At 45.6% G+C, this 19868-nt stretch carries 20 protein-coding genes; 14 read left to right on the top strand and 6 right to left on the bottom strand.

Annotated elements, in window-relative coordinates:
- Window positions 1–25: 25 nt before the first annotated feature.
- Window positions 26–607, top strand: coding sequence for an ATP-dependent Clp endopeptidase proteolytic subunit ClpP (gene clpP / locus HPY31_RS24485; RefSeq protein ID WP_142498520.1), 582 nt, complete (start codon window positions 26–28; stop codon window positions 605–607).
- Window positions 608–721: 114 nt separating this feature from the next.
- On the opposite strand, the gene HPY31_RS24480 is transcribed toward clpP, so the two are convergent.
- The gene (locus tag HPY31_RS24480) at window positions 722–1357 is read right to left on the bottom strand and encodes a hypothetical protein (protein ID WP_172142812.1); all 636 of its coding nucleotides are present in this window, start codon (window positions 1355–1357) and stop codon (window positions 722–724) included.
- 207 nt (window positions 1358–1564) lie between these two features.
- Between HPY31_RS24480 and HPY31_RS24475 the strand changes: the two genes are divergently transcribed.
- The 3 genes from HPY31_RS24475 (at window position 1565) to HPY31_RS24465 (ending at window position 4482) form a co-directional block, all read left to right on the top strand.
- On the top strand, window positions 1565–3250 hold the full coding sequence (locus HPY31_RS24475) for a methyl-accepting chemotaxis protein (protein WP_172142811.1): 1686 nt from the start codon (window positions 1565–1567) through the stop codon (window positions 3248–3250).
- 345 nt (window positions 3251–3595) lie between these two features.
- Entirely contained in the window at window positions 3596–3958 is a 363-nt protein-coding gene (locus tag HPY31_RS24470) for a hypothetical protein (RefSeq protein ID WP_016740847.1), read from the top strand.
- Window positions 3959–4047: 89 nt separating this feature from the next.
- Window positions 4048–4482 (top strand): metal-dependent hydrolase, encoded by a 435-nt coding sequence (locus tag HPY31_RS24465; protein ID WP_172142810.1) that lies wholly within the window; start codon window positions 4048–4050, stop codon window positions 4480–4482.
- A 45-nt stretch (window positions 4483–4527) separates the two neighbouring features.
- Here the strand turns inward: HPY31_RS24465 and HPY31_RS24460 are convergent, their stop codons facing one another.
- From HPY31_RS24460 to HPY31_RS24450, 3 genes are all read right to left on the bottom strand, one after another.
- Entirely contained in the window at window positions 4528–4953 is a 426-nt protein-coding gene (locus HPY31_RS24460) for a hypothetical protein (RefSeq protein ID WP_172142809.1), read from the bottom strand.
- Window positions 4954–5092: 139 nt separating this feature from the next.
- A complete protein-coding gene (locus HPY31_RS24455; protein ID WP_172142808.1) occupies window positions 5093–5830 on the bottom strand; it encodes a hypothetical protein in 738 nt (245 codons plus the stop codon).
- Between the two features lie 317 nt (window positions 5831–6147).
- On the bottom strand, window positions 6148–7797 hold the full coding sequence (locus HPY31_RS24450; protein ID WP_172142807.1) for a DUF6583 family protein: 1650 nt from the start codon (window positions 7795–7797) through the stop codon (window positions 6148–6150).
- A gap of 214 nt (window positions 7798–8011) precedes the next feature.
- Between HPY31_RS24450 and HPY31_RS24445 the strand changes: the two genes are divergently transcribed.
- The 7 genes from HPY31_RS24445 to HPY31_RS24415 all read left to right on the top strand — a co-directional run bounded on the left by HPY31_RS24445 (window position 8012) and on the right by HPY31_RS24415 (window position 16175).
- A complete protein-coding gene (locus HPY31_RS24445) occupies window positions 8012–8926 on the top strand; it encodes a LysR family transcriptional regulator (RefSeq protein ID WP_172142806.1) in 915 nt (304 codons plus the stop codon).
- Window positions 8927–9023: 97 nt separating this feature from the next.
- Complete coding sequence (locus tag HPY31_RS24440) at window positions 9024–10112, top strand: DUF418 domain-containing protein (protein ID WP_253901928.1); 1089 nt, start codon at window positions 9024–9026, stop codon at window positions 10110–10112.
- A 99-nt stretch (window positions 10113–10211) separates the two neighbouring features.
- Window positions 10212–11315: a citrate synthase/methylcitrate synthase gene (locus HPY31_RS24435; RefSeq protein ID WP_172142866.1), complete on the top strand. Its 1104-nt coding sequence runs from the start codon at window positions 10212–10214 to the stop codon at window positions 11313–11315.
- A gap of 655 nt (window positions 11316–11970) precedes the next feature.
- Entirely contained in the window at window positions 11971–12999 is a 1029-nt protein-coding gene (locus HPY31_RS24430) for an NADH:flavin oxidoreductase/NADH oxidase (protein WP_172142805.1), read from the top strand.
- A 198-nt stretch (window positions 13000–13197) separates the two neighbouring features.
- A complete protein-coding gene (gene pdxR / locus HPY31_RS24425; protein WP_172142804.1) occupies window positions 13198–14583 on the top strand; it encodes a MocR-like pyridoxine biosynthesis transcription factor PdxR in 1386 nt (461 codons plus the stop codon).
- A 102-nt stretch (window positions 14584–14685) separates the two neighbouring features.
- Window positions 14686–15459 carry an HAD-IIB family hydrolase gene (locus tag HPY31_RS24420; RefSeq protein ID WP_172142803.1) on the top strand — a complete coding sequence of 258 codons (774 nt, stop codon included), beginning with the start codon at window positions 14686–14688 and terminating at the stop codon, window positions 15457–15459.
- 23 nt (window positions 15460–15482) lie between these two features.
- The gene (locus HPY31_RS24415) at window positions 15483–16175 is read left to right on the top strand and encodes a M24 family metallopeptidase (protein WP_172142802.1); all 693 of its coding nucleotides are present in this window, start codon (window positions 15483–15485) and stop codon (window positions 16173–16175) included.
- Window positions 16176–16429: 254 nt separating this feature from the next.
- Here the strand turns inward: HPY31_RS24415 and HPY31_RS24410 are convergent, their stop codons facing one another.
- On the bottom strand, window positions 16430–16876 hold the full coding sequence (locus tag HPY31_RS24410) for an RNA polymerase sigma factor (protein WP_253901927.1): 447 nt from the start codon (window positions 16874–16876) through the stop codon (window positions 16430–16432).
- 78 nt (window positions 16877–16954) lie between these two features.
- On the opposite strand from HPY31_RS24410, the gene HPY31_RS24405 reads away from it, so the two are divergent.
- From HPY31_RS24405 to HPY31_RS24395, 3 genes are all read left to right on the top strand, one after another.
- A complete protein-coding gene (locus tag HPY31_RS24405) occupies window positions 16955–17524 on the top strand; it encodes a hypothetical protein (RefSeq protein WP_172142801.1) in 570 nt (189 codons plus the stop codon).
- A gap of 97 nt (window positions 17525–17621) precedes the next feature.
- Window positions 17622–18254, top strand: coding sequence for a DUF1906 domain-containing protein (locus HPY31_RS24400; protein WP_172142800.1), 633 nt, complete (start codon window positions 17622–17624; stop codon window positions 18252–18254).
- A gap of 173 nt (window positions 18255–18427) precedes the next feature.
- Window positions 18428–18958, top strand: a complete 531-nt coding sequence (locus HPY31_RS24395; RefSeq protein WP_172142799.1) for a glucosaminidase domain-containing protein — start codon at window positions 18428–18430, stop codon at window positions 18956–18958.
- A 76-nt stretch (window positions 18959–19034) separates the two neighbouring features.
- On the opposite strand, the gene HPY31_RS24390 is transcribed toward HPY31_RS24395, so the two are convergent.
- Window positions 19035–19619, bottom strand: a complete 585-nt coding sequence (locus HPY31_RS24390) for a hypothetical protein (RefSeq protein WP_172142798.1) — start codon at window positions 19617–19619, stop codon at window positions 19035–19037.
- Window positions 19620–19868 lie beyond the last annotated feature (249 nt).

The following is a 19868-nucleotide window of genomic DNA, read 5'->3' as shown; positions in this document are numbered from 1 at the left end:
GTAAACAAGCGAAGGAGGGTTTTTCATGAATCTCATTCCGGTAGTAGTCGAGCAAACGAGTTATGGAGAGAGGTCCTATGACATTTACTCCCGGTTGTTGAAGGATCGCATCATTTTTCTCGGAAGTGCCATCGATGATCAGGTAGCCAATGCAGTCGTAGCTCAGTTGCTGTTCCTGGCAGCAGAGGACCCAAAAAAAGACATTCACCTTTATATCAATTCGCCCGGAGGCTCTGTCACAGCAGGGATGGCAATTATCGATACGATGAGTTTCATTGCGCCCGATGTCTCCACGATCTGCACAGGAATGGCAGCGTCTATGGGCGCGATGCTTCTCGTAGCAGGAGCGCCCGGCAAACGGTACGCGCTACCCAATGCAGAAGTCATGCTCCACCAGCCATGGGGAGGCAGTCAAGGACAGGCGAGTGATATCAAGATCGCAGCAGACCGTATTATGCGACATCGCCACATGCTGTATACGATCATCTCGGAGCGTACGGGAAAGACAGTCGAGCAAATCGAAAAAGATGCAGATCGCGACTATTTCCTTACCGCCGCAGAGGCGCTTGAATACGGCTTGATTGATAAAGTGATCGAAAAATTATAGAGATGGGGATAGAGGATAAAGTGGCTGCGAAGCTCGGAGTTTAGCGTACCGAATGTTTGAACCGTCAGGGATTTTGCCTGGCGGTTTTTTTTGCACACGAACGTGTTTAAAGGATTAAGTTTTACCGACATGTTCTAGGAAGTTGTTCAATTGCTCCATAGCGTTGTTAACATTCATAAAAAAGATATCGATATCCGTAACGGTATACTTTTCAATTAATTTCTCAGGTTTCGTAATTAATGTGTATAGATTTATACCTGTCTCATCCTGCTCTTGCTCAGGGTATACATAGATGAGTAGATCGTCAATTCGCTCTCTTAGCTCAATGATTTCATTTGCGGTGAGTTTTGCAGCTATATGATCTTCCGTCAACAAATCATTAAGCTGCCTTGTGAGTTGGGTCAATTTGCGATTCGCGTCAAATAATTTTGCGATGGTTTGCTCGTTGTAGTGTTTTGCAAGGTAGAGCGAGATGATATTTTCTACACTTTCATAAATTTTCATCCTGCTATTTCCTTGTTTATACCCATTAACATACATTTGAAGTGATTCTAATGTGATTTCTTTTCCATTGGCATTACCTAAAAAATCACCGATAGATCCTACGTATCTATAGTTATTGAATACATTTTCTGAGTAGGTGTATGCAAGCATGCGGATTTCATCTTCACTGATATCGGCTGCATCTTTATTGCATCCGGAGGTCACCAACACTAGCATCAAGGATAGCATGATTAGTATCTTTTTCATGATTTGTCGCCTCCATAAAAATAAAAAGATGACAAAAGGCATCGATTTTCTGACCAGTTTAACATCTTCATTTTAACATCACTTTACCCTAATATTTTCTAGCGCGTCAGGATTTTTCCTGGTGGTTTTTTGTTTGCACATCAAAGTGTTTGAAGGAAGGAGGAGCCGGGTATGAACAAGAGTATCAGATGACGGGAGGCACACCTTGTGAAAATCAGAACAAAAATCATCCTGGCTTTTGGTGTCATATTGGCAGTCATGTTCGGCTCAGGTACGTATATGCACCTGCAAATGCTAGGAATGAAGGCATCCTACACTCAGATTATCGAAGAGGAAAAATTATTGACAGATCTGCGTGAAATGCAGTTTATCATGACAGGTCGAAATAATGACGAAAGAGCCTACTTGTTAACAGGCGATGAAGAATTTCGGAAGGAAATGAAGGGAAAGGCAGCAAAGGTGGACAGCCTGTTTGCCAAAATGAACAGTTCTCTAGAGTCTTCTCACCATCGTGAAAAAATGGAGGAGGCAATGGGACTGTACAAGTCCTTTCTGGAGTCGAGTGATAAAGCGGTAGAGGCACAGGATAATGGGCTACATGAAGAAGCCATTGCACATCATTTCGGCAAGGAGCGGCAATCGAGAATAACACTGGATTCGGTTGTGAGTGGATTGGTCGAAGAGGTGCGTAATGAAATCGAAGTAGATAGACAGGAGCTGGCGGAGAACGAAGGAGTTTCGGCTATGATCCAGTTGTTTTTTAATGCAGTGGGAATTCTCGTCGCGATTGTGGTCGGCGGTTTTCTAATTCGCTCGATTGTGGCACCGCTGCATCGGGTGAACAAACAGCTACATGATATCGCTGAAGGAAAAGGAGATTTGACACAAGAGTTGACCGTCTTTTCCAAAGACGAGATTGGACAGTTGGCAGGCTCATTCAACCGGATGCTGGCCAATTTACGAGAGCTGATTTCTCAGGTTCGTGGACATGCCCAGCAGGTTGCAGCCGCGGCTGAACAACTGACAGCGAGCTCGAAGCAAACGAGCCAAGCTACAGAGCAGATCGCCATCACGATCCAGGAAATGACGGAAGGAACGGACAGACAATCCCAAAACGTAGAAGAGAGTCAGCAAGAAGTCGAGGAAATATCCGCAGGAATTGAAAAAATTGCGGCACGTGCCCAAAGCGTGTCTGCTGCGGCTGCCAGTACCTCAGAGCTGGCGACAGAGGGGGATCGAATCATCCAGCAGTCGGTTTCCCAGATGAACGGGATCGGAGACACGATGGAGAATTTGACTGCACTGGTAGGTGGCTTGGGAAAACGCTCCGAGCAAATCGGTCAAATCGTCGAAGTCATTACGCAAATTTCAGGTCAGACGAATCTATTGGCATTGAATGCCGCCATCGAAGCGGCGAGGGCTGGCGAACATGGCAGAGGCTTTGCTGTCGTGGCGGATGAAGTACGAAAGCTGGCAGAGCAGGCATCTGCATCGGCACAAGAAATCTCCCAGCTGGTAGCGTCGATCCAGATGGAGACGACCAACGCAGTCCTCACGATGGAAAAAGGCTCTCAAGAAGTAGCAGATGGGATGGGGGGCGTCGCAAGAGCAGGAGAAGCGTTCTCTCAAATTCGGGATGCTGTTGTAGGCGTGACGAATGAAATTCAAGAGGTATCGATTGCTGCACATACCCTTACGGAAAGTACAGGCAAGGTCGGACAATCGATGCAGATGATCGCGACTGTCGCGCAATCGGCAGTCTCTCACTCGGTGGAAGTTTCGTCTGCTACAGAAGAACAGCTTGCTTCGATGGAGGAAATCTACGCCTCGGCTGCATCACTTGCGAGCCTCGCGGATGATTTGGAAAAACTAATAGGCCATTTCAAGGTATAAAGCTTCGTCACAGGATACACCCCTGAGAATCGCCAGAGATTCTGAGGGGTGTTTTTTGTTTACGCCAATTTCCACAAAGCCAATCTTCGATACACGAGAAAAACCACGAGATTCACCGCTTAGCTTGGCGAAAGTGGGGGATGAAGCTGCTCTGGGAAGTAAGGGCTTTGTTGCTTTTTGAGTTAAATTTCTCGATATTTAAGTAGAACATACGTTCTTGTTGTGGTAAACTCTTCCTGTGTGGAGGTCAGTCGCCATACTCTGTAATTGTGGAAGATGAGTCTGTCACAGCGCCTCTAGTTGCGCTATGATAGGGCTTACGCGTTAAAAGGCGGAGGGGAAAATATGAAACGATTTCGATTTGATCAGCAAGTAGGCAAAACAATTGATCGCTATCAGTCCGTCCAGGCGACGATTTCTCGTGTCATCCGCACGCCTGATTCCGTTTCGATTGGGTGTATCCATTTGGAGGCAGGCGGGATTGTCGGCTATCATCCGGCGACTTGCCCTCAGCTTTTTCTCGTGGTGAACGGTGAAGGCTGGGTACGCGGTGAAGGTACAGAGCGTATCCCGATCTTGAGTGGTCAGGCAGCATTCTGGATCACAGGTGAAGGGCACGAATCAGGCAGTGAAACCGGAATGACCGCCATTGTGATCGAAGGAGATGGGCTCGATCCGGAGAGCTTCATGTCCTTGTTGGAGACATAACGCCTATATGTATGATGGTATTGGTTTGCCATTCCACCAACCGTACATAAGCTCCCAAGACTCCCAAAGAAAGACGGTGTGAAAGGCAAATGACATGGAAAACACATATGGTACTCGGTGCCATTGCAGGCTACTGTGCCTATCCTTCGTGGAAGGGTAGTGTCATTGGTGCAACGATGGCACTTGTACCCGATATCGATCAAGCAAATAGCAAGCTCGGAAACTTGATGGGACCTTTGTCCAAAATGCTGCAAAAAGGATTCGGGCATCGTACGGTAACACATTCATGGGTGATTTTATTCCTTCCGTTCCTGCTGTTCGGCGATTCTTTGGCTACTATGGCAGCGCTTTGGGGGATTTTGTCCCATCTGATCAGTGATATGCTGGTGGGACGCATTCAGTTATTGTGGCCGTTGCGAGTGGGATGGCTTGGCATTCCGGTGTCCAAGTCGATGTATCGGACTGTGGATCGAATCGTATTTTATGTAGCGATTGTGTATATTGTGATCAAAGGTTATCAGTAAAAGGAATGGACATTGAGAAAGGACCTCCCTCTGGAGGTCCCACTATTAATCAGCATGATAGTGATTTATAATCAGCAGAAAAGTATTTGTACGTAATTTGACGATTTGTCCTATCTCTACATATTCATTAGGCTCTTTCTCAATGGACTCCATATGTTCATAAAGGACATCGACAATATCACTCTCTTGTTTATTTTGGCATTCCAAATAAGCATATGTCTGTTTTGTTTTTTTCATAGAGGACCCTCTTTCTCTACTTGTTAGAGTCGCTTCCGATTTCTGGTTGATACCATAGCTATTTAGTGAAAACAATAACGATTTTTGACTGATTTTTGTAATTTGATCGACTTCCATGTATTCGTCAGGTTCCGTATCAAGATAACGAATGACATCTTTTATTTCTTCTAAAACGTTACGGTTTATCCCAACCCTGGATCTTGAGTGTACATAACTTTGCCCTGCTTTATGCATGTGTATCACGCATCCTTATTTTGTTGCATTTTCTATTCGCTTAACTCCAGAGAAAATTGAATATTTAGTGATTCGGTTGTTTTAATTTCCTCTAGTGACTTTTAGAAGAAAAGGTACTTGGTTCAAAGAGTGAGTTTTTCTAGAACATTGGGTATTGTGTGCTTCTATCAGGAACCGAATTATTTATGATAACGACATGTTGATCAGTTGGAGTATCGCTTGTACTTATATTATTCTTGAAACTTTTATAATAAAATGTAACATTGTACTTCGTACTTCTAACTTTTTTCACGTCATCAGCTTCATTCATCGTTATTTCACGTAATTTTTTTACATTTACGTTTTTTCCGTACTGAGTTTTTGAACTCGTAGATTTAATTGACGGATCATACTTATGTTTAGTGTAAGCATGATCAGTGATAAAGTCTTTTGCGTCAAATCCACCATTCGTTTTAGTTGGTACCGAAGCTGGTCTCTTTCTCTTTTTCTTTTTGAATGCATCTATTTGTTGAGGAGAATGCGCACCATCATTGACATATGTTATCTGTCCACTAGCATTCACTGTTACATAGACAGTAAACTCTTCACCAGTTATCTCATCCCAATCAGTAAACTCTAGAGTGTCAGAAAAAATAAGCCCTGATGTTTCAATAGCAGCTAAGTCATATGTTTCTATCTTTTCTTGTAAAGACATCGCCAAAGGTACTACATCTGTATCATTAGGAGTATTTACACTCGCTGTCGTAATGTTTAAAGCAACTTGTGATCTCAAACCATTTTTAGCTAAAGCATAGGCATCATTGGTTACAATTAAGTTAGATAAGGAAAGTAAGGACATAACTGTAAACCAAATAAATCCCTTTTTAATTTTTTTCATTTTTTACCTCCTGAGATATTTTTATTAATATAAAATATCAAAAAATAACATTATTGTAAATATTTGCTAGAGTAATAAATGCGTTGATCATTGTTAGGGTAAATACTCAAAGAATAAGGAGTTAGGGGGGATAATAACGATTGAGTGTGTTTATTCTGCAAAATAGTCAGCGTGTTGGCGATCGTTCGCATATTTAGAATACTTTGGAAACTGAAAAAAGCTGACATCAGTTGGGGACCGATGTCAGCTTGCCACTTTTTCAATGACTATCATATAGCTTTGACCATTATGAGTGGATTCTTCTTATCACGAAACAATTAAGGCCCCATGAACTGTTGCACGAGCTCAGCGTGTTCATTCATGAACTTATCTGCGTTTTGCATGACTTCTTGTTGCGCTTCCATCATTTGTTGGTCAGACACTGTAGCGAAATTGATGGAGTTGTCAGCAGTCATAGCTGGAATTTCCAGTGCTTTGCCGAATTCTGCTTTGGACTTCAGCTTGAAGCTAAAGCCTTTTGGCATATCCGGAGTAGGGTTCGAGAAGTTCACTTTTACCGTGGCGTCAGAATCTACACCATTGTCCGTCTTCGTCTCGTTCACGGTAACATTACCGGTCAGAGCCACAGGGTTGGAGGAATATTCGTCTGCCGCTACGAGTGCAAAGTCATACTTTCCGGTTGTTTTCTTGTCTTGCTTGGTTGTATCGAAAGTAGTCGAGAGGTCCAGAATTGGCTGGTCGGTCTCTTTCATCAGGATGCTGAACTTGCCCTTTGTCGTGTCTTTTTCTTTTGTCGCTCTGTAGGTGAAAGACATTTCGCCATTTTGCTGATCAGACAGGTTGTGCAGGGAGTAACGGTGGTACGTTTCTGCGCCTTTATCGTAAGAAACACTGTTGTAGACCAATTGATCTTTTTTCCCTTTGTCGTCGACCAAGAGTTTGCGGGACAAGATTTGATGATCGCTATTCACAAGCACGACCATTTTCAATTGCTCAGTTGATTTGGCGTTTGTATCTTCTGTATCCTTGATGATGTCATCGAAGGCTTGCTCGTAATCCTTCTTGAATTCTTCTTTGCTGATTTCTTCTACTTTGTAGCCGCTGTCGAGCATCAGTGTAGCCACATTGTGGTAGCGGCTGTAGATCAGGTCAAACAGCTTTTGGTCTGCTTTTGCTTTCTCTGCAATTTGCTTCGACAGAGCCGCGCCTTCTTGGGCGTTGAAGGTAACGGTGATCTCTCGTGCATCTTCCTTGAGTCCTTCTTCAGAGAAAGAAACGTCTTTTTTGATGCTTACCTGGCTGTCTTTGATGCTGTCAGCATATAGCAAGGCATACGGAGTCATGACCGTTTTGACTTCATCTTGGTTAAAATTAATCGCTTCATTTAAATCGCTATAGCTGATGAAGCGCTTCGGCAGCTCCTCGCCGCCCAGCTTTTGTTTAAGTGCATCGCGATCTTTCAGGTCCATATAAGCGTATTTCGAGTAAAACTCTGGCAGCTTGAAGCCCATAACAGAATCATTCATGAAGTACTCTAGAGAAGCCAGCTTTTTATCTTGTAGGTGAACTTCCAGGTTCCCCGATTGTTGATTTTTCTGTTCATCGATGTTGCTTTGCATCACGATCTTCGCTTTGCCCAGCATGTCGAGAATTTTTTGCGCTTGCGGGTCTGGGATGGTTGCATCTAGGGCAATGTCACTCAACTCAGTGGTGGAGTGAACTGGTTTTTCCAAGTACGGCTTCATGTAGTCTTGGTATTCCCCGTAAGCTTTGGATACGTCGCTAGAAAACTTCATCATGCTCTCCGCTTCCGCTTGCAGGTAAATCGATTTTGCACTCTTAAACAAATCGTACTTGGCATAGGCGGTTCCTAAACCACCCAGTACAACGACAGCCGCTGCCCCCGCGATCAGCCATGCTTTTTTCTTGCTTTTGCGCGGTGGGTTCACGTTTGTTGCAGTTTCCATCTTTTCTCTCCCCTTTTGTTCTCTCTCTTTGGTGAGTCCAATGTGCGTAATGATTTTGCGCACTCGATTTTGTATTGTACCATAAGGGGGAAAAAGGAGAACGATTTCCAGTAAATTTCTTCAAAAATGAGGAAGAAAGACCCAAAAAGTTGCATTCTTCCTACTTTTGTATGCATATAGAACACAGAAAAAGCGACAGCAGGGGGGAGATCACGTGGATTTTCGCGTGCTGCAAACGTTTATGGTCGCGGCAACGACAGAAAATTTTCACCAGACAGCAGAAGCGTTGTTCATTGCGCAGCCTACTGTCAGCCAGCATATACGTCAATTGGAAAAGGAATTGGGGATCAAGCTGTTTGAACGGGTTGGCAAACGCGTTCGGTTAACGGCTGCGGGCAAACGCTACTTGCCACATGCAAAAGGACTTCTCCAACAGTGGCATAGCAGTATGGAGGACTTGCAGGCTTGGAGACAGGGCTATCGGGAGAAGCTTCAACTGGCTGTTTCCCCGATTATCGCCCGTGCTCGTTTTTCCCATTTACTGCACCGTTACACCAAGCTCTATCCCGATGTAGATATCTCGATTAAAATAGTCGACTCCGTGGAAATTGGACCGCTGGTGCAAAATGGACAGGCTGATCTGGGCCTGACCCGGATGGTTCCAGGGGAATTCCAGTTGTCTACTTATCTTTTGTATGAAGATCCTATTGTTTTTGCAGTTCCACACAGCGGCGGAGATATGGAAGCGCCCTTGCCTGATTGGGAGCAAGAGGTGCAATCGAACCGTCTGCTGACCCATAATCACCCGGGCTACTGGGAGGAGTTGCTGTTGCTTCTGCGTCAGAGGGGGCTTTCCTTGCGTACGATGGCCGTTTCGCAGGTAGACATTACAAAGCGATTCATCGAGGATGGGTTGGGTGTTTCCTTTTTGCCTCGGACGGCAGTTGATCGGGATCTGTTTGAAAACCGCTTTATTGAACTGCCCACACCAGGCCTTGTTTTGCCAAAGGTCGCTTCTTATTTGCTGGTACCTAAAGCAGGAATTAGCGAGCCAGCGCAGCATTTTATGGAAATCTTGCATTCCTTGTATCCACCGATGCCGCTTGTTCTGCCAGGGGGACGGACATAGAAGATAACAAGCCTGTAAGGTAGAGGTAAGGTGATTCGATAGTTCTGATGAGTATATGTATGCTACACTGAACCCTGCTTAAAGACAGCAGGAGGGAATGACGAATATGCAGGCGGAACCAATCACACAGAAGGATCGGATTTATTCTATTGATATTGTAAGGGGATTGGCATTGTTCGGGATTTTGCTGGTGAACTTGCCTAGCTTTATCATGTATTCGGAAGACGTTCGTATGCCAATAGAGGCAGGGATCGATGCATGGATTCGCTTGAGCTATGATTTATTCATTCAGACGAAATTTTTCGGGATCTTTTCGTTTCTGTTTGGCTTAGGTTTTTACATTTTCATGTCGCGGGCTGAACAACGTGGACAAAAAGTATTTCGTCTCTTCAGCAGACGGTTGTTCGCGATGTTTTTCATTGGTGTGATTCACGTCATTTTGTGGTTTGGAGATATTTTGACGGTGTACGCGCTTCTCGGCTTTTTACTGATGCCTTTTTATCGAAGAAAGTCTTCTACGATTCTAGCAGTGGCAGCCAGTTTGGGAGGAGTGTACATGCTCACTCAAGGCGTGGCACTGGTACAGACGATTAATGGTCAAGAAGTATATCCATTTGTAGCATCACTTCAGACGACACTGATACCGATCTTTGTGATGTTCCTGTTTGGTTTGTACGCGGGAAAACGCGGTTTGATTGCTCAAATTCGCGAGCATAAACCGTTGTTAAAACGAATCGCTACTACCACTCTGGCAATCAGTCTTCCAATCGCAGCAGGGATTGTGTGGGCGAGCGGTCTCATCTTTGGTTCAAAGCTTGAACAGGTGAATAAAATATTGGTTGATCTGAGCACGCTGCCTATGGCGCTGTGCTTGATAGCCAGCTTGTTTTTAATACTGGACCGAGAGTCGGCAAGGAAGGTTCTCCAGCCATTTGCCTACACAGGACAAATGGGGTTAACGACATATTTGGGTCAGACAGTCATCATGACCATTCTGATTTCTTTGTTCGATATTACGGCCATGCCGCTCTCTTCATGGTTTTTGCTCGCGCTGCCGATCTATGCGTTCCAATTACTCGCAAGCTGGCTGTGGCTGAAGCGTTTTAATCGAGGTCCGATGGAAAAGCTGTGGCGCTTCCTGACGTACGGACGTAAAAAGAAGGCAGTTCCAGCTCCTGCTAACTGATTGTAAAACGTGATCAAAAATCCGGTTTTCTTTTATTTCCCTTCACGATTATGAATCGATTATACTGAAGAGAAAAGAGACGAAAATGGAGTGGTGATGATGACAAAACAACATCCTTTGGCTATCGGCTTGGATGGTATCGCCGTAGCAGAAACAGACCTTAGTTTGGTGGATGGAATTAATGGACTGCTGGTGTACCGCGGTCATTGGGCACGTGATTTGGCTATTCACCACACATTTGAGGAAGTGGCACACCTGCTCTGGTTCGGGCATTTGCCGAGCGAGCAGGAGTTGATGGATTTAAAAGATAAGCTCAAAGCAAACCGTGAGCTGCCGGAGCATGTAAAAGGAATCCTGAAGCTGATCCCGGCTGACGTAGATATGATGAGTGTCCTGCGTACAGGTGTTTCGGCCCTGGGTAGTTCCTCGCACGGCTTCCCGCCAACCATCGATGAGGTGATTGCGCTGGCTGCCAAGATGCCAACAATTGTTGCGTATCGCTTCGCTTGTCTGGAGGGCCGCGAGCCGCTGGCACCGAATCCGGAGCTGGATCATACAGCGAACTATCTGTATATGCTCAAGGGTGTAAAGCCGAATGCGGCACATGTACGTGCACTCGATGCGTACCTGATTTTGACGCAGGAGCATGGCATGAATGCATCCACATTCTCCGGTCGTGTCGTGAGCTCGACTGAATCTGATCTGATTTCTTCCATTACGGCAGCTATCGGAACCCTGAAAGGGCCGTTGCACGGCGGAGCACCATCCGAAGTGACGGAGATGATCGAGGCAATCGGTACGAAGGAAAATGCGGAGCCGTGGCTGCGCAACAAGCTGGAGAGCGGCGGACGTTTGATGGGCTTCGGACACCGTGTCTATAAAACGATCGATCCGCGTGCAACTGCTCTGCGCGTCGTTGCATCCGAGCTGTCGTCCAACGATCCATGGTTCGATCTGGCGACACACGTAGAAAAAGTAGGCTTGCAGCTGCTGGAAGAGTACAAACCAGGCCGCAAGCTGAATACAAACGTAGAGTTTTTTGCCGCAGCTGTCATGCGCGCAGTTGGCTTGGATGACAATTTGTTTACACCGACATTTGCTGTGAGCCGTGTGGTCGGCTGGAGTGCGCACATTCTGGAGCAGGCAGGCAATAACCGCATTATTCGCCCGCAATCCAATTACATTGGCACGATGCCGGAATAAGAAAGACGTTAATTATAAAAGCTATCCGTTATGCGGATGGCTTTTTTTCGTGGTTTATAAATGTGGCCGCGGTGGAGAGAAGAATATTTCCAGTCTAGGCTCCAGGCTCCGTCCCGCTGAGGGCTGAGACTGTCCGCTCCGAAGGGATTCGCGGGGAAACGCAAAAGTGGTAGCCGCTTCGTCGCGCGGGCACGGTTGCGTTTCTTTTGCCCGCGAATCCCTTCTCCGCTCGGTCGGACTCCACAAGTCGCTACGTCTGGAAATATTCTTCTCTGTCGTAACAGATGACATCCTTACATTGCTTTTAAGTCTTTTTAAAACCCGTTTAAGCAGGAAAGCTCGTAGAGGAAACAGGAGAAATAAGCGAAGATCTTAGGGACACCGACCGAGACGCAATGCAAAAAGCGAAACACGCCCTTAAGCGTCCACCTCTGATACACATCCTTGAAGATACCACTTTGGACGCGGTTTCGCTTTTTGCATGGAGTCGTGCAGTCAATCCCCCAGGGGGTGGCCCTAGAATCTGAGCGTTTTCTCCTGTTTCCTCCCCACCACAATAGCCGGAAATATATCTGGTTTTCACAAAGTGCAATTTAGGATTGCAGAACATGCTTACTTTTGGCATGATAATAAAAAAAAGTAAGGAGTGGAGCAAATGGCGTTGTTGTCTACCCCGTTTCAGTTTAAAGGACTTAGCTTGAAAAATCGGATTGTCATGCCGCCGATGTGCCAATACTCCGTAGATGCACACGATGGAACACCAACGGACTGGCATTTTGTTCATTACGTTTCTCGTGCAGTAGGCGGAACAGGTCTGATCATCGTGGAAATGACCGATGTCGAGCCGGATGGCAGAATTTCCAACGGCGATTTGGGCTTGTGGTCTGACGAGCAGACTCCGGCGTATGCGCGGATCGTCTCCGAGGTTCATAAGTATGGGGCCAAAATTGGCATACAGATTGCTCATGCGGGCCGCAAAGCGGAAGACGCAGAAGTGCCTGTATCATCGTCCGCGATTGCTTTCCCAGGGGGGCGCTACAAAACGCCACGGGCGTTGACGACAGAAGAAGTCAAGCAAATGGTCGTCAAGTTCCAGGATTCAGCGAGACGTGCGGTGGAAGCAGGGTTTGATACCATTGAAATCCACGGTGCGCACGGATACTTGGTTCACCAGTTCCACTCTCCTTTGACAAATCAGCGAGACGATGAGTACGGACGGGATAAAGCGCTGTTTGGCGTAGAAATTATTCAGGCAATCAAAGAGGTCATTCCGGCTGACATGCCGCTGATCATGCGCGTCTCAGCTGTAGAGTACGTAGATGGTGGATATGGACTGGATTACAGCACAGAGCTTTGCCGCCGTTACAAGGAAGCAGGCGTGGATATTTTCCATATATCCAGCGGCGGGGAAGGACCGATTGGTTCAGCAGGTCGCCCAGGTATTCATCCTGGCTATCAAGTACCATTGGCACGTGCAATTAAGCAGGCATTGGATATCCCTGTCATTGCAGTCGGCAACCTCGATGATCCAAAAGTGGCGGAAGCGTCCATCGGCAATGGCGATACGGATTTGGTAGCAGTGGGTCGCGGCATGCTGCGTGATCCTTATTGGGCACTGCATGCAATTCATGAGCTGTCGGCGGATGAGCTGCAGCCACCGAAGCAATATTCAAGAGCGTTTTAATCAGGTAAAAGAGCGATGGGCTTTCCTTTCGACTGTATCGTCGGGGGAGAGCCTTTTTTGGGTTGCTGGGCTTCATTTCCATGGGGATCGTGTCGGCATATACAGCAAGCAATCTGGCGGCTAGCTGATTTTTTGTTCATTCAGGCTTAATATTATATGTAGTAGACTAAAACAAAAAAGGAAGGGGGTTCCTGTCCGGTGCGAGAGCTTTCGGCCATTCGTTTTACAGAGGGAGAGTCATTGTTCATCCAAATCTATCACTTTATCAAAGACGAAATATTGCGTAACGAAATTGCGTATGAAGAGTTTCTCCCCTCGATCAGAAGCTGTGCGCAATCGCTTGCTGTCAGCAAAAACACGGTGGAAGTTGCTTATCAGCTACTGGTATCGGAAGGGTACGTCACTAGCATTCCGAAAAAAGGATATCAGGTGACGTACAAGGCAGGACTTCCTTCCAGGCAGCATGGAACAGAACGAGAAGACTCTCGTATACCGCCGATTCGCTATGACTTTCGCTATGGCAACATCGAGTTGGGAACATTCCCTTTTCATCCGTGGAATAAGCTGCGCAACAAGCTCATTTCCAACCATCAGCGCACGTATATGGTGGAGGGGCTGGCTCAGGGGGAGTACGTCTTGCGAAAAGAACTCTCGAAATTGCTGCATGAAACAAGAGGAGTCCTCGCCACGCCGGAGCAGATCATTATTGGAGCCACCCCGCAACAGCTGGTGTCGATTGTCGTACAGCTCCTTGACAGAGAGAAGCATGTGATTGGCGTAGAAAATCCGGGCTATGATGGTGCGAGAAATACGTTTCTCAACGGTGGCTACCGGGTACACGGCATTTCCTTGGACGCAGATGGTGTATCGATCGAGGAGCTGAGGCAAAGCGGGGCAAGCGTCATGTACGTGAGTCCTTCCCAGCAATTCATCAACAAAATGACGATGCCTCTGGAGAAAAGAAACCAATTGACTCTGTGGGCGCAATCCTTATCGCATTCTTATTTGGTGGAGGATGACTACGAATGGGAGTTCAAATATCAAGAGAGCTACATCCCTTCGATCCAGAGTCTGTCTCCCCAAAAGGTTGTTTACATTGGGCGGCTCTCCAAAGCATTGCTGCCGCTCGTAAACGTCAGCTACGTCGTCCTTCCCTACGAGCTGTTATCGCGTTTTCACCAGCGCGTGCCTGAATACGATCAGCCTGTCTCCCGCTTGGACCAGTTGACGCTAGCGGCGTATTTGTCCGATGGCTATTGGCATAGACACTTGCAGCACATGCGAAAAAACTACGTGGAAAAGCGAGAGGTGTTTCTTCAAGCAGTCGCTCGTTACATGGACGGATGTGTGGAAATAGAAGGGAAGGATACGGGGCTGCATGTATTTTTGACCGTAAAAAGTCAGTGTACGGAAGCGGAACTCATGGAATGTGCCTATCAAAAAGGCGTAAAAGTCTACGGAACTGCCCGATACTGGCTCCATGATACAAGGGAGCAGCCGACGGTATTGCTAGGGTACGGAGCATTGACTCCCGACGATATTCAGGAGGGCATTCGCTTGTTGGCAAGCGCCTGGTTCGAGTAACAGATCAGTTTCTGTCCCACTCATCTTGAACGATCTGTCCCTTTGGCCACGAACGGCTATCCATTACGATGGACAGGACAGCAATTAGAAAGGGTGGGAAAAATGAAATTTATTTTTGATCTGGACGGGACGATCTGCTTCAAAGGTCAGCCGATTTCAACGAACATTTTGGATAGCCTGCTTGCACTCGAACAGGCGGGACATACTGTAGGATTCGCCTCCGCAAGACCGTGCCGTGACATACTGCCTGTCCTCGATGAGCGGTTTGCCAACCATCTCCTCATTGGCGCGAATGGAGCAATGACACATTACCGAGGGAGCTTGCAGGGCAGCATGCCAATCCCTGATCGTTTGGCACATGAGATCATCAGCATTCTCGATGATTATCGTGCGCAGTATTTCATCGATGACTCGTGGAATTACGCACATAATTGTGTGTCGGCACATCCTTTTTTGAGCTATATCGATCCCAATCGGACAGCCAGCCGCGTGGACGTGGATCAACTGAATGCCGTGCTAAAAATCCTGATTTTATCGTGTGACCGGTACGAAGAATTGGTGGCGAGAATCAAGGAACTCGACGTTACGCTGCATTACCATTCCGCAGAAGGCATTCTCGACCTTACTTATCGGGGAGTGAACAAATGGGCTGCCCTGAATCGGTTCGATGTGGCAGGGGAGCCGTTCATCTGCTTTGGCAATGACATGAATGATTTGCCGCTGTTTGAAAAAGCGCATCATTCCGTATTGATTGGCGAGTATGAACCGCTGCTTGCATTAGCGAATGAAAAAATCGCCATGGATGATCATGTGGAGCAATCTATTATCGCAAAATTGCGAGAGTTGGGCGAGAGGTATGAGTTAGCTCTTCCGTAAACGGAAAAGGAGGCTATTAAACGATGAATCCATTACTGGAGAAGAGACATCAGGCACTGCGGGAAGCAGAGACCAAAGCTGAGTTTTTATTTACCACCATCGAAGAAAAGGGCATCATTCGCAGCGGTGTGACGGAAAAAGAGATCAACAAGGAGATTTACGAGCTGGCCTTTCAATTGTTCGGGATCAAAAAATATTGGCATAAGCGGATTGTGCGAGCAGGCAGAAACACGCTGTATCCATACAGAGAAAACCCACCGAATTTGACTGTCGCTCCCGAAGATATTGTCTTTCTCGATTTCGGGCCCATTTTTGAGGACTGGGAAGCTGATCTTGGTCGGACGTATGTGCTTGGAAATGATCCGGTAAAACAAAAGCTGCGCGACGATATTGAAAAAGCGTGGGACGAGGGTAAGGCTTACTTTTTGTCCAAGCCGGATATTACGAGTAGCGAGCTGTTTGCCTACATGTACGAGCTCGCCAAAGCATACGGTTGGGAGTACGGCGGTCCACACGCAGGACATCTCATCGGCGAATTCCCGCATGAAAAAATTCAAGGGGATGATATCGTCAACTATATTCACCCTGACAATCACAAGCCGATGAGAGAGCCGGACCATAACGGGCACCCGCGCGATTGGATTTTGGAGGTTCATTTTGTTGATCGGGAACGGGAAATTGGGGGATTTGTGGAGAAGCTGTTGACGGTGGAGTAAGGAAAGCGCTCATAGCGTTGAGTCGATAAGCTGGTCGTTGGTTCGTCGGAAATCCGGCAACTCAGACATTCAAAAGTTCTGTTGATATCATGCTTGCATCTTGCCATGACGGATTGACCTCCAGCATGGCTGTTTTCATTTATTTATGCTTTCTTCACGTGGGAGCTTGATAAAAGAAGCGAGATGCTCCGTAAATAGAAAGAGAAAATCGAGGATACTGGGTAATGGTTGCGTATCACCGGACTGCGCACGTCTCAAAATGATGGAGAATGACTGATTTTGTGCGCCAATACATTCAAGTATTTCTTTTTGCATTTGTGTACCCCTTGTCGAGTCATATTTAGCTGCTTGGCCACCTCTTCTTCCGTAAGTCTGTCTATCACAATACTCTTAATGATGAATCGGGGTTTTTCGGGAATTTGCATGAGTAGCTCCTGCACGTATATGCTCGAGTCTATGGAATCTATTAAGTTATCGCCAAATACCTCCTCAATGATAACGGTTTCCCGATTAAATCGAGTTTTAGCAGCGTATTGCATTCTCCAAGCAATCCGCTTAAGGATTCTTCTACAACGCTCTTTCAGCATTTCATCTTCCACTAAAATCACCTGCCATAATGTATTTGTACTTTCAATTGAAACAGTCTTACATTCCCCTGAAATTTCTCGACCCTCATATACATAGGAAAATAACCAGTACAAAAAGAAACCATAAATTGAAAAAAATACTATTTTTCTTTATACTCGAGACTGTCATGAAGTTAGAGGGAGGGATTACATGTGAAAAACAACTTGATGATTCCGATTGTTTGTTTCGTGGGTTTAGTTGCAGGATGTTCACAGCCAAGTCAACTATCACAGGAGCCTGCTTCCCAGCAGCAACAAATGGTTAAGCAAGAAGTGCCTCAGGGCTTTATACCGTTGACATTGACAGAAGAAAATAAAACAAAAATAATGGCTGATGCAGAGAAATTTGGTATACAGAATATTTATGTCCCGCTATTTGTTAGAGAGGGTTTAACATTACAGGAGATTTCCGGTAGCGAGCAAACAAAACAGATTTCTCTCCGATTCGAAAATGAGCAAGGTGATCAAACATTAGAAATTAGTTTATCCCCTCAAGAAGTTTTACTTGGGGGTGCCGTTATACAACAGCAAGAAACCAAACTCGATAACGGTACTCCTGCAAAATGGATTTCCTTCTCGAATCATAAGGAAAATGTTGAGGCAGCCGTCGCAGAATTATATTTTCAATTGAATAGCACCTATGTAGCTTTAAGTAATGACTCCAGCCAATTTGAAAAGGAAGTCGAACAAATTGCTTCTGCTCTCCAGCTTCTAAAAAAATAATGTAAAAAAGTGGTTTCTATTTTTCCTGTTTTTTTTCCTAGATAGGTGAAGGCGACAACTAGTCGACCATTCGAAAATCTAAGGAGGAAGAACAGGCATGGCAAAAGGAATTGATTACGCAGGAAAAAACAATTCAACGAAGAGCAATTTAGAAGCGATCAAACGGGCAGGGTATTCGTACATTGGCCGTTACTACGGAGAATCGAATTGGAAGAAGCTCACCCGGGAAGAAGCAAAATTGATATCAAAAGCCGGATTGTACATCGTCGCGGTGTATCAAAATGGTGGTAGAGACAAAGGTGAATTTACCTATGCTAGCGGTAAGCAAGCTTGCGAGAGTGCTATTGAGCAAGCAGAGTCAGTGGGTCAACCGTACAACACCCCTATTTATTTTGCTGTTGATTTTGAAGCTGATTCCAAATCAGAGCTTGAAGCAGTTAAGGACTACTTCGGAGGGGTTAAATCCGCGATGGAAAGGTACGAGCGGATGAATGGAGATGCCTTTAAAGTCGGGTGTTATGGCAGCTACTATGTAGTGAAGCATATCGACGACGAAGTACCAGGAGTAAGCCATTTTTGGCAATGTAAGGCATGGAGTAAAGGCAAGGATTACAAATACCGCGACTTATATCAATATGACATCGACAAAGATTTGGAGTTAGATAATGGAAACACCATTCTGGTTGATTTCAACGAATCAGATAGTAGCGCTGGTGGGTTTCAGGTATAACGGAAAAACGGAGGTCACCTATTCTAAGGTGGCCTCTGTTTTGTTGTGGAGGAAACTTCTTAACTTTTTTGAAAAAACGGTTTCTATTTGCCTCTGTTTTTTTCCTAGATAGGTGAAGCGACATTGACCGGTCAAAAAGTCGTTGATCAACTATCAAAAAGGGGAAATGAAGCATGGCTAAGTATGAACCTATTCCTACAAAAAGAGTGAAGATTGACGGAATTGTAGACACATATGTTGGGGTCAATCCCAATAATAGAGGGAATGAAAAAATCCTTGCTTTTATTGATGCTTTTAAAGCAGTAGCAGGAAGGACCAGTGACGCTTGCTACGGTTTGCCTGTTGAATTAATCCTTGCAATGTGGGGCGGGGAATCGGGTTGGTCTCAGTATGATACACAAGTTGAGAACCAGAACTGGTCGAATATGATGTATGTAGACTCGACCTACCCTGAAGGGAATATCGGTGAAGGGATAAGAGGGTGGGCGGCTTTTCCTGGCCGTTCAACTCACGGTGAAGCGTTTGCAGACTTCTTACAAGGAAAGCGTTACTCCAAATTAATCGATTACTTGAAGGGCACAAATAATCCTAAGTCAGAAAAATGTGCACGTTATATTGCTGATGCAGGTTACGGCGGTACCAATCATGACAAATACTACGATGAAGTTATTGACTACCTGGAATCCGTTCGTAAGCGTCTCTAACCTGTTTTTCAAAAACAAGAAGCACCTCAAGACGGGTGCTTCTTGTTTTTTTACCGTATTTAGGTGGCTGGAGCGTTCAAAGGCCCTTACTTAAATTGAGTTCTAAATCAATTTGCTTTTTTAACCATACCCCATAATCCTCCACCTGATAAATTTTCCATTCTTTTAGTTTTTGCGGGTTTTGAACGCCAACATAGGCAGCATTAGGAGTGGTAGGTTCCAAGAAAAGCACGATGTCCTTTCTTGGAAATTCGTTGACTCCCACTTCTGGAATAAAGGGCTCTCTGACCAATCGAATATACGTATGGTCTTGTGTGCTTTCTCCCTCATCTAGACTTCCTTGGAGATAAGGTTGGCTCTCTTGTAAAAAAGGTAGCTCCTTCTCATCTTTTGTGCCTATCAGCTTGCCATCCCTCCGATAAGCAACGGTGTACAAATCCATCGAGCTTTCGAGAAGCCCATCGCAAATAGGGGAAACGTCCGATACAAATATTTCCTTTCCTCTCTGGATGATGATTTTGCTTACTTCTGGATGTTTTTTTGGAGCCGCCTCGGAATCAACAATCGGGGTGTTTTGCTGGTTTATTTCTTGACCTTGAGTGCTAACTCCGCATCCGGATAATAACCCAATACAAACAACACATAAAAATACTCGTTTCATAAGACCAGACCTCCGTCAAAACGATATTAAAGTGGGAATTTATATTCCCCCTACCGATTCCATAAATCATTATACTTTTTAAGACGGGAATTTCTGGAAAAGGTTTCGTTTGTTTGTAATTGAAAATTATTAGCTGGAAAAGTAAGAAACCGCTGAGAAGAAAGCTACTTCTAGCCGAATTACACCCTACAATCACCATTCCTTTTGAAGCAAAAGCACGACTCTAAGATCCTCTTCAGCTGGGTTTTC

It is taken from the genome of Brevibacillus sp. HB1.3 (assembly GCF_013186635.1).
GTDB classification, from domain to species: domain Bacteria; phylum Bacillota; class Bacilli; order Brevibacillales; family Brevibacillaceae; genus Brevibacillus; species Brevibacillus brevis_D.
The sequence above is the reverse complement of the archived record's forward strand: the minus strand, read 5'-3'. Positions and strand labels throughout refer to the sequence as shown.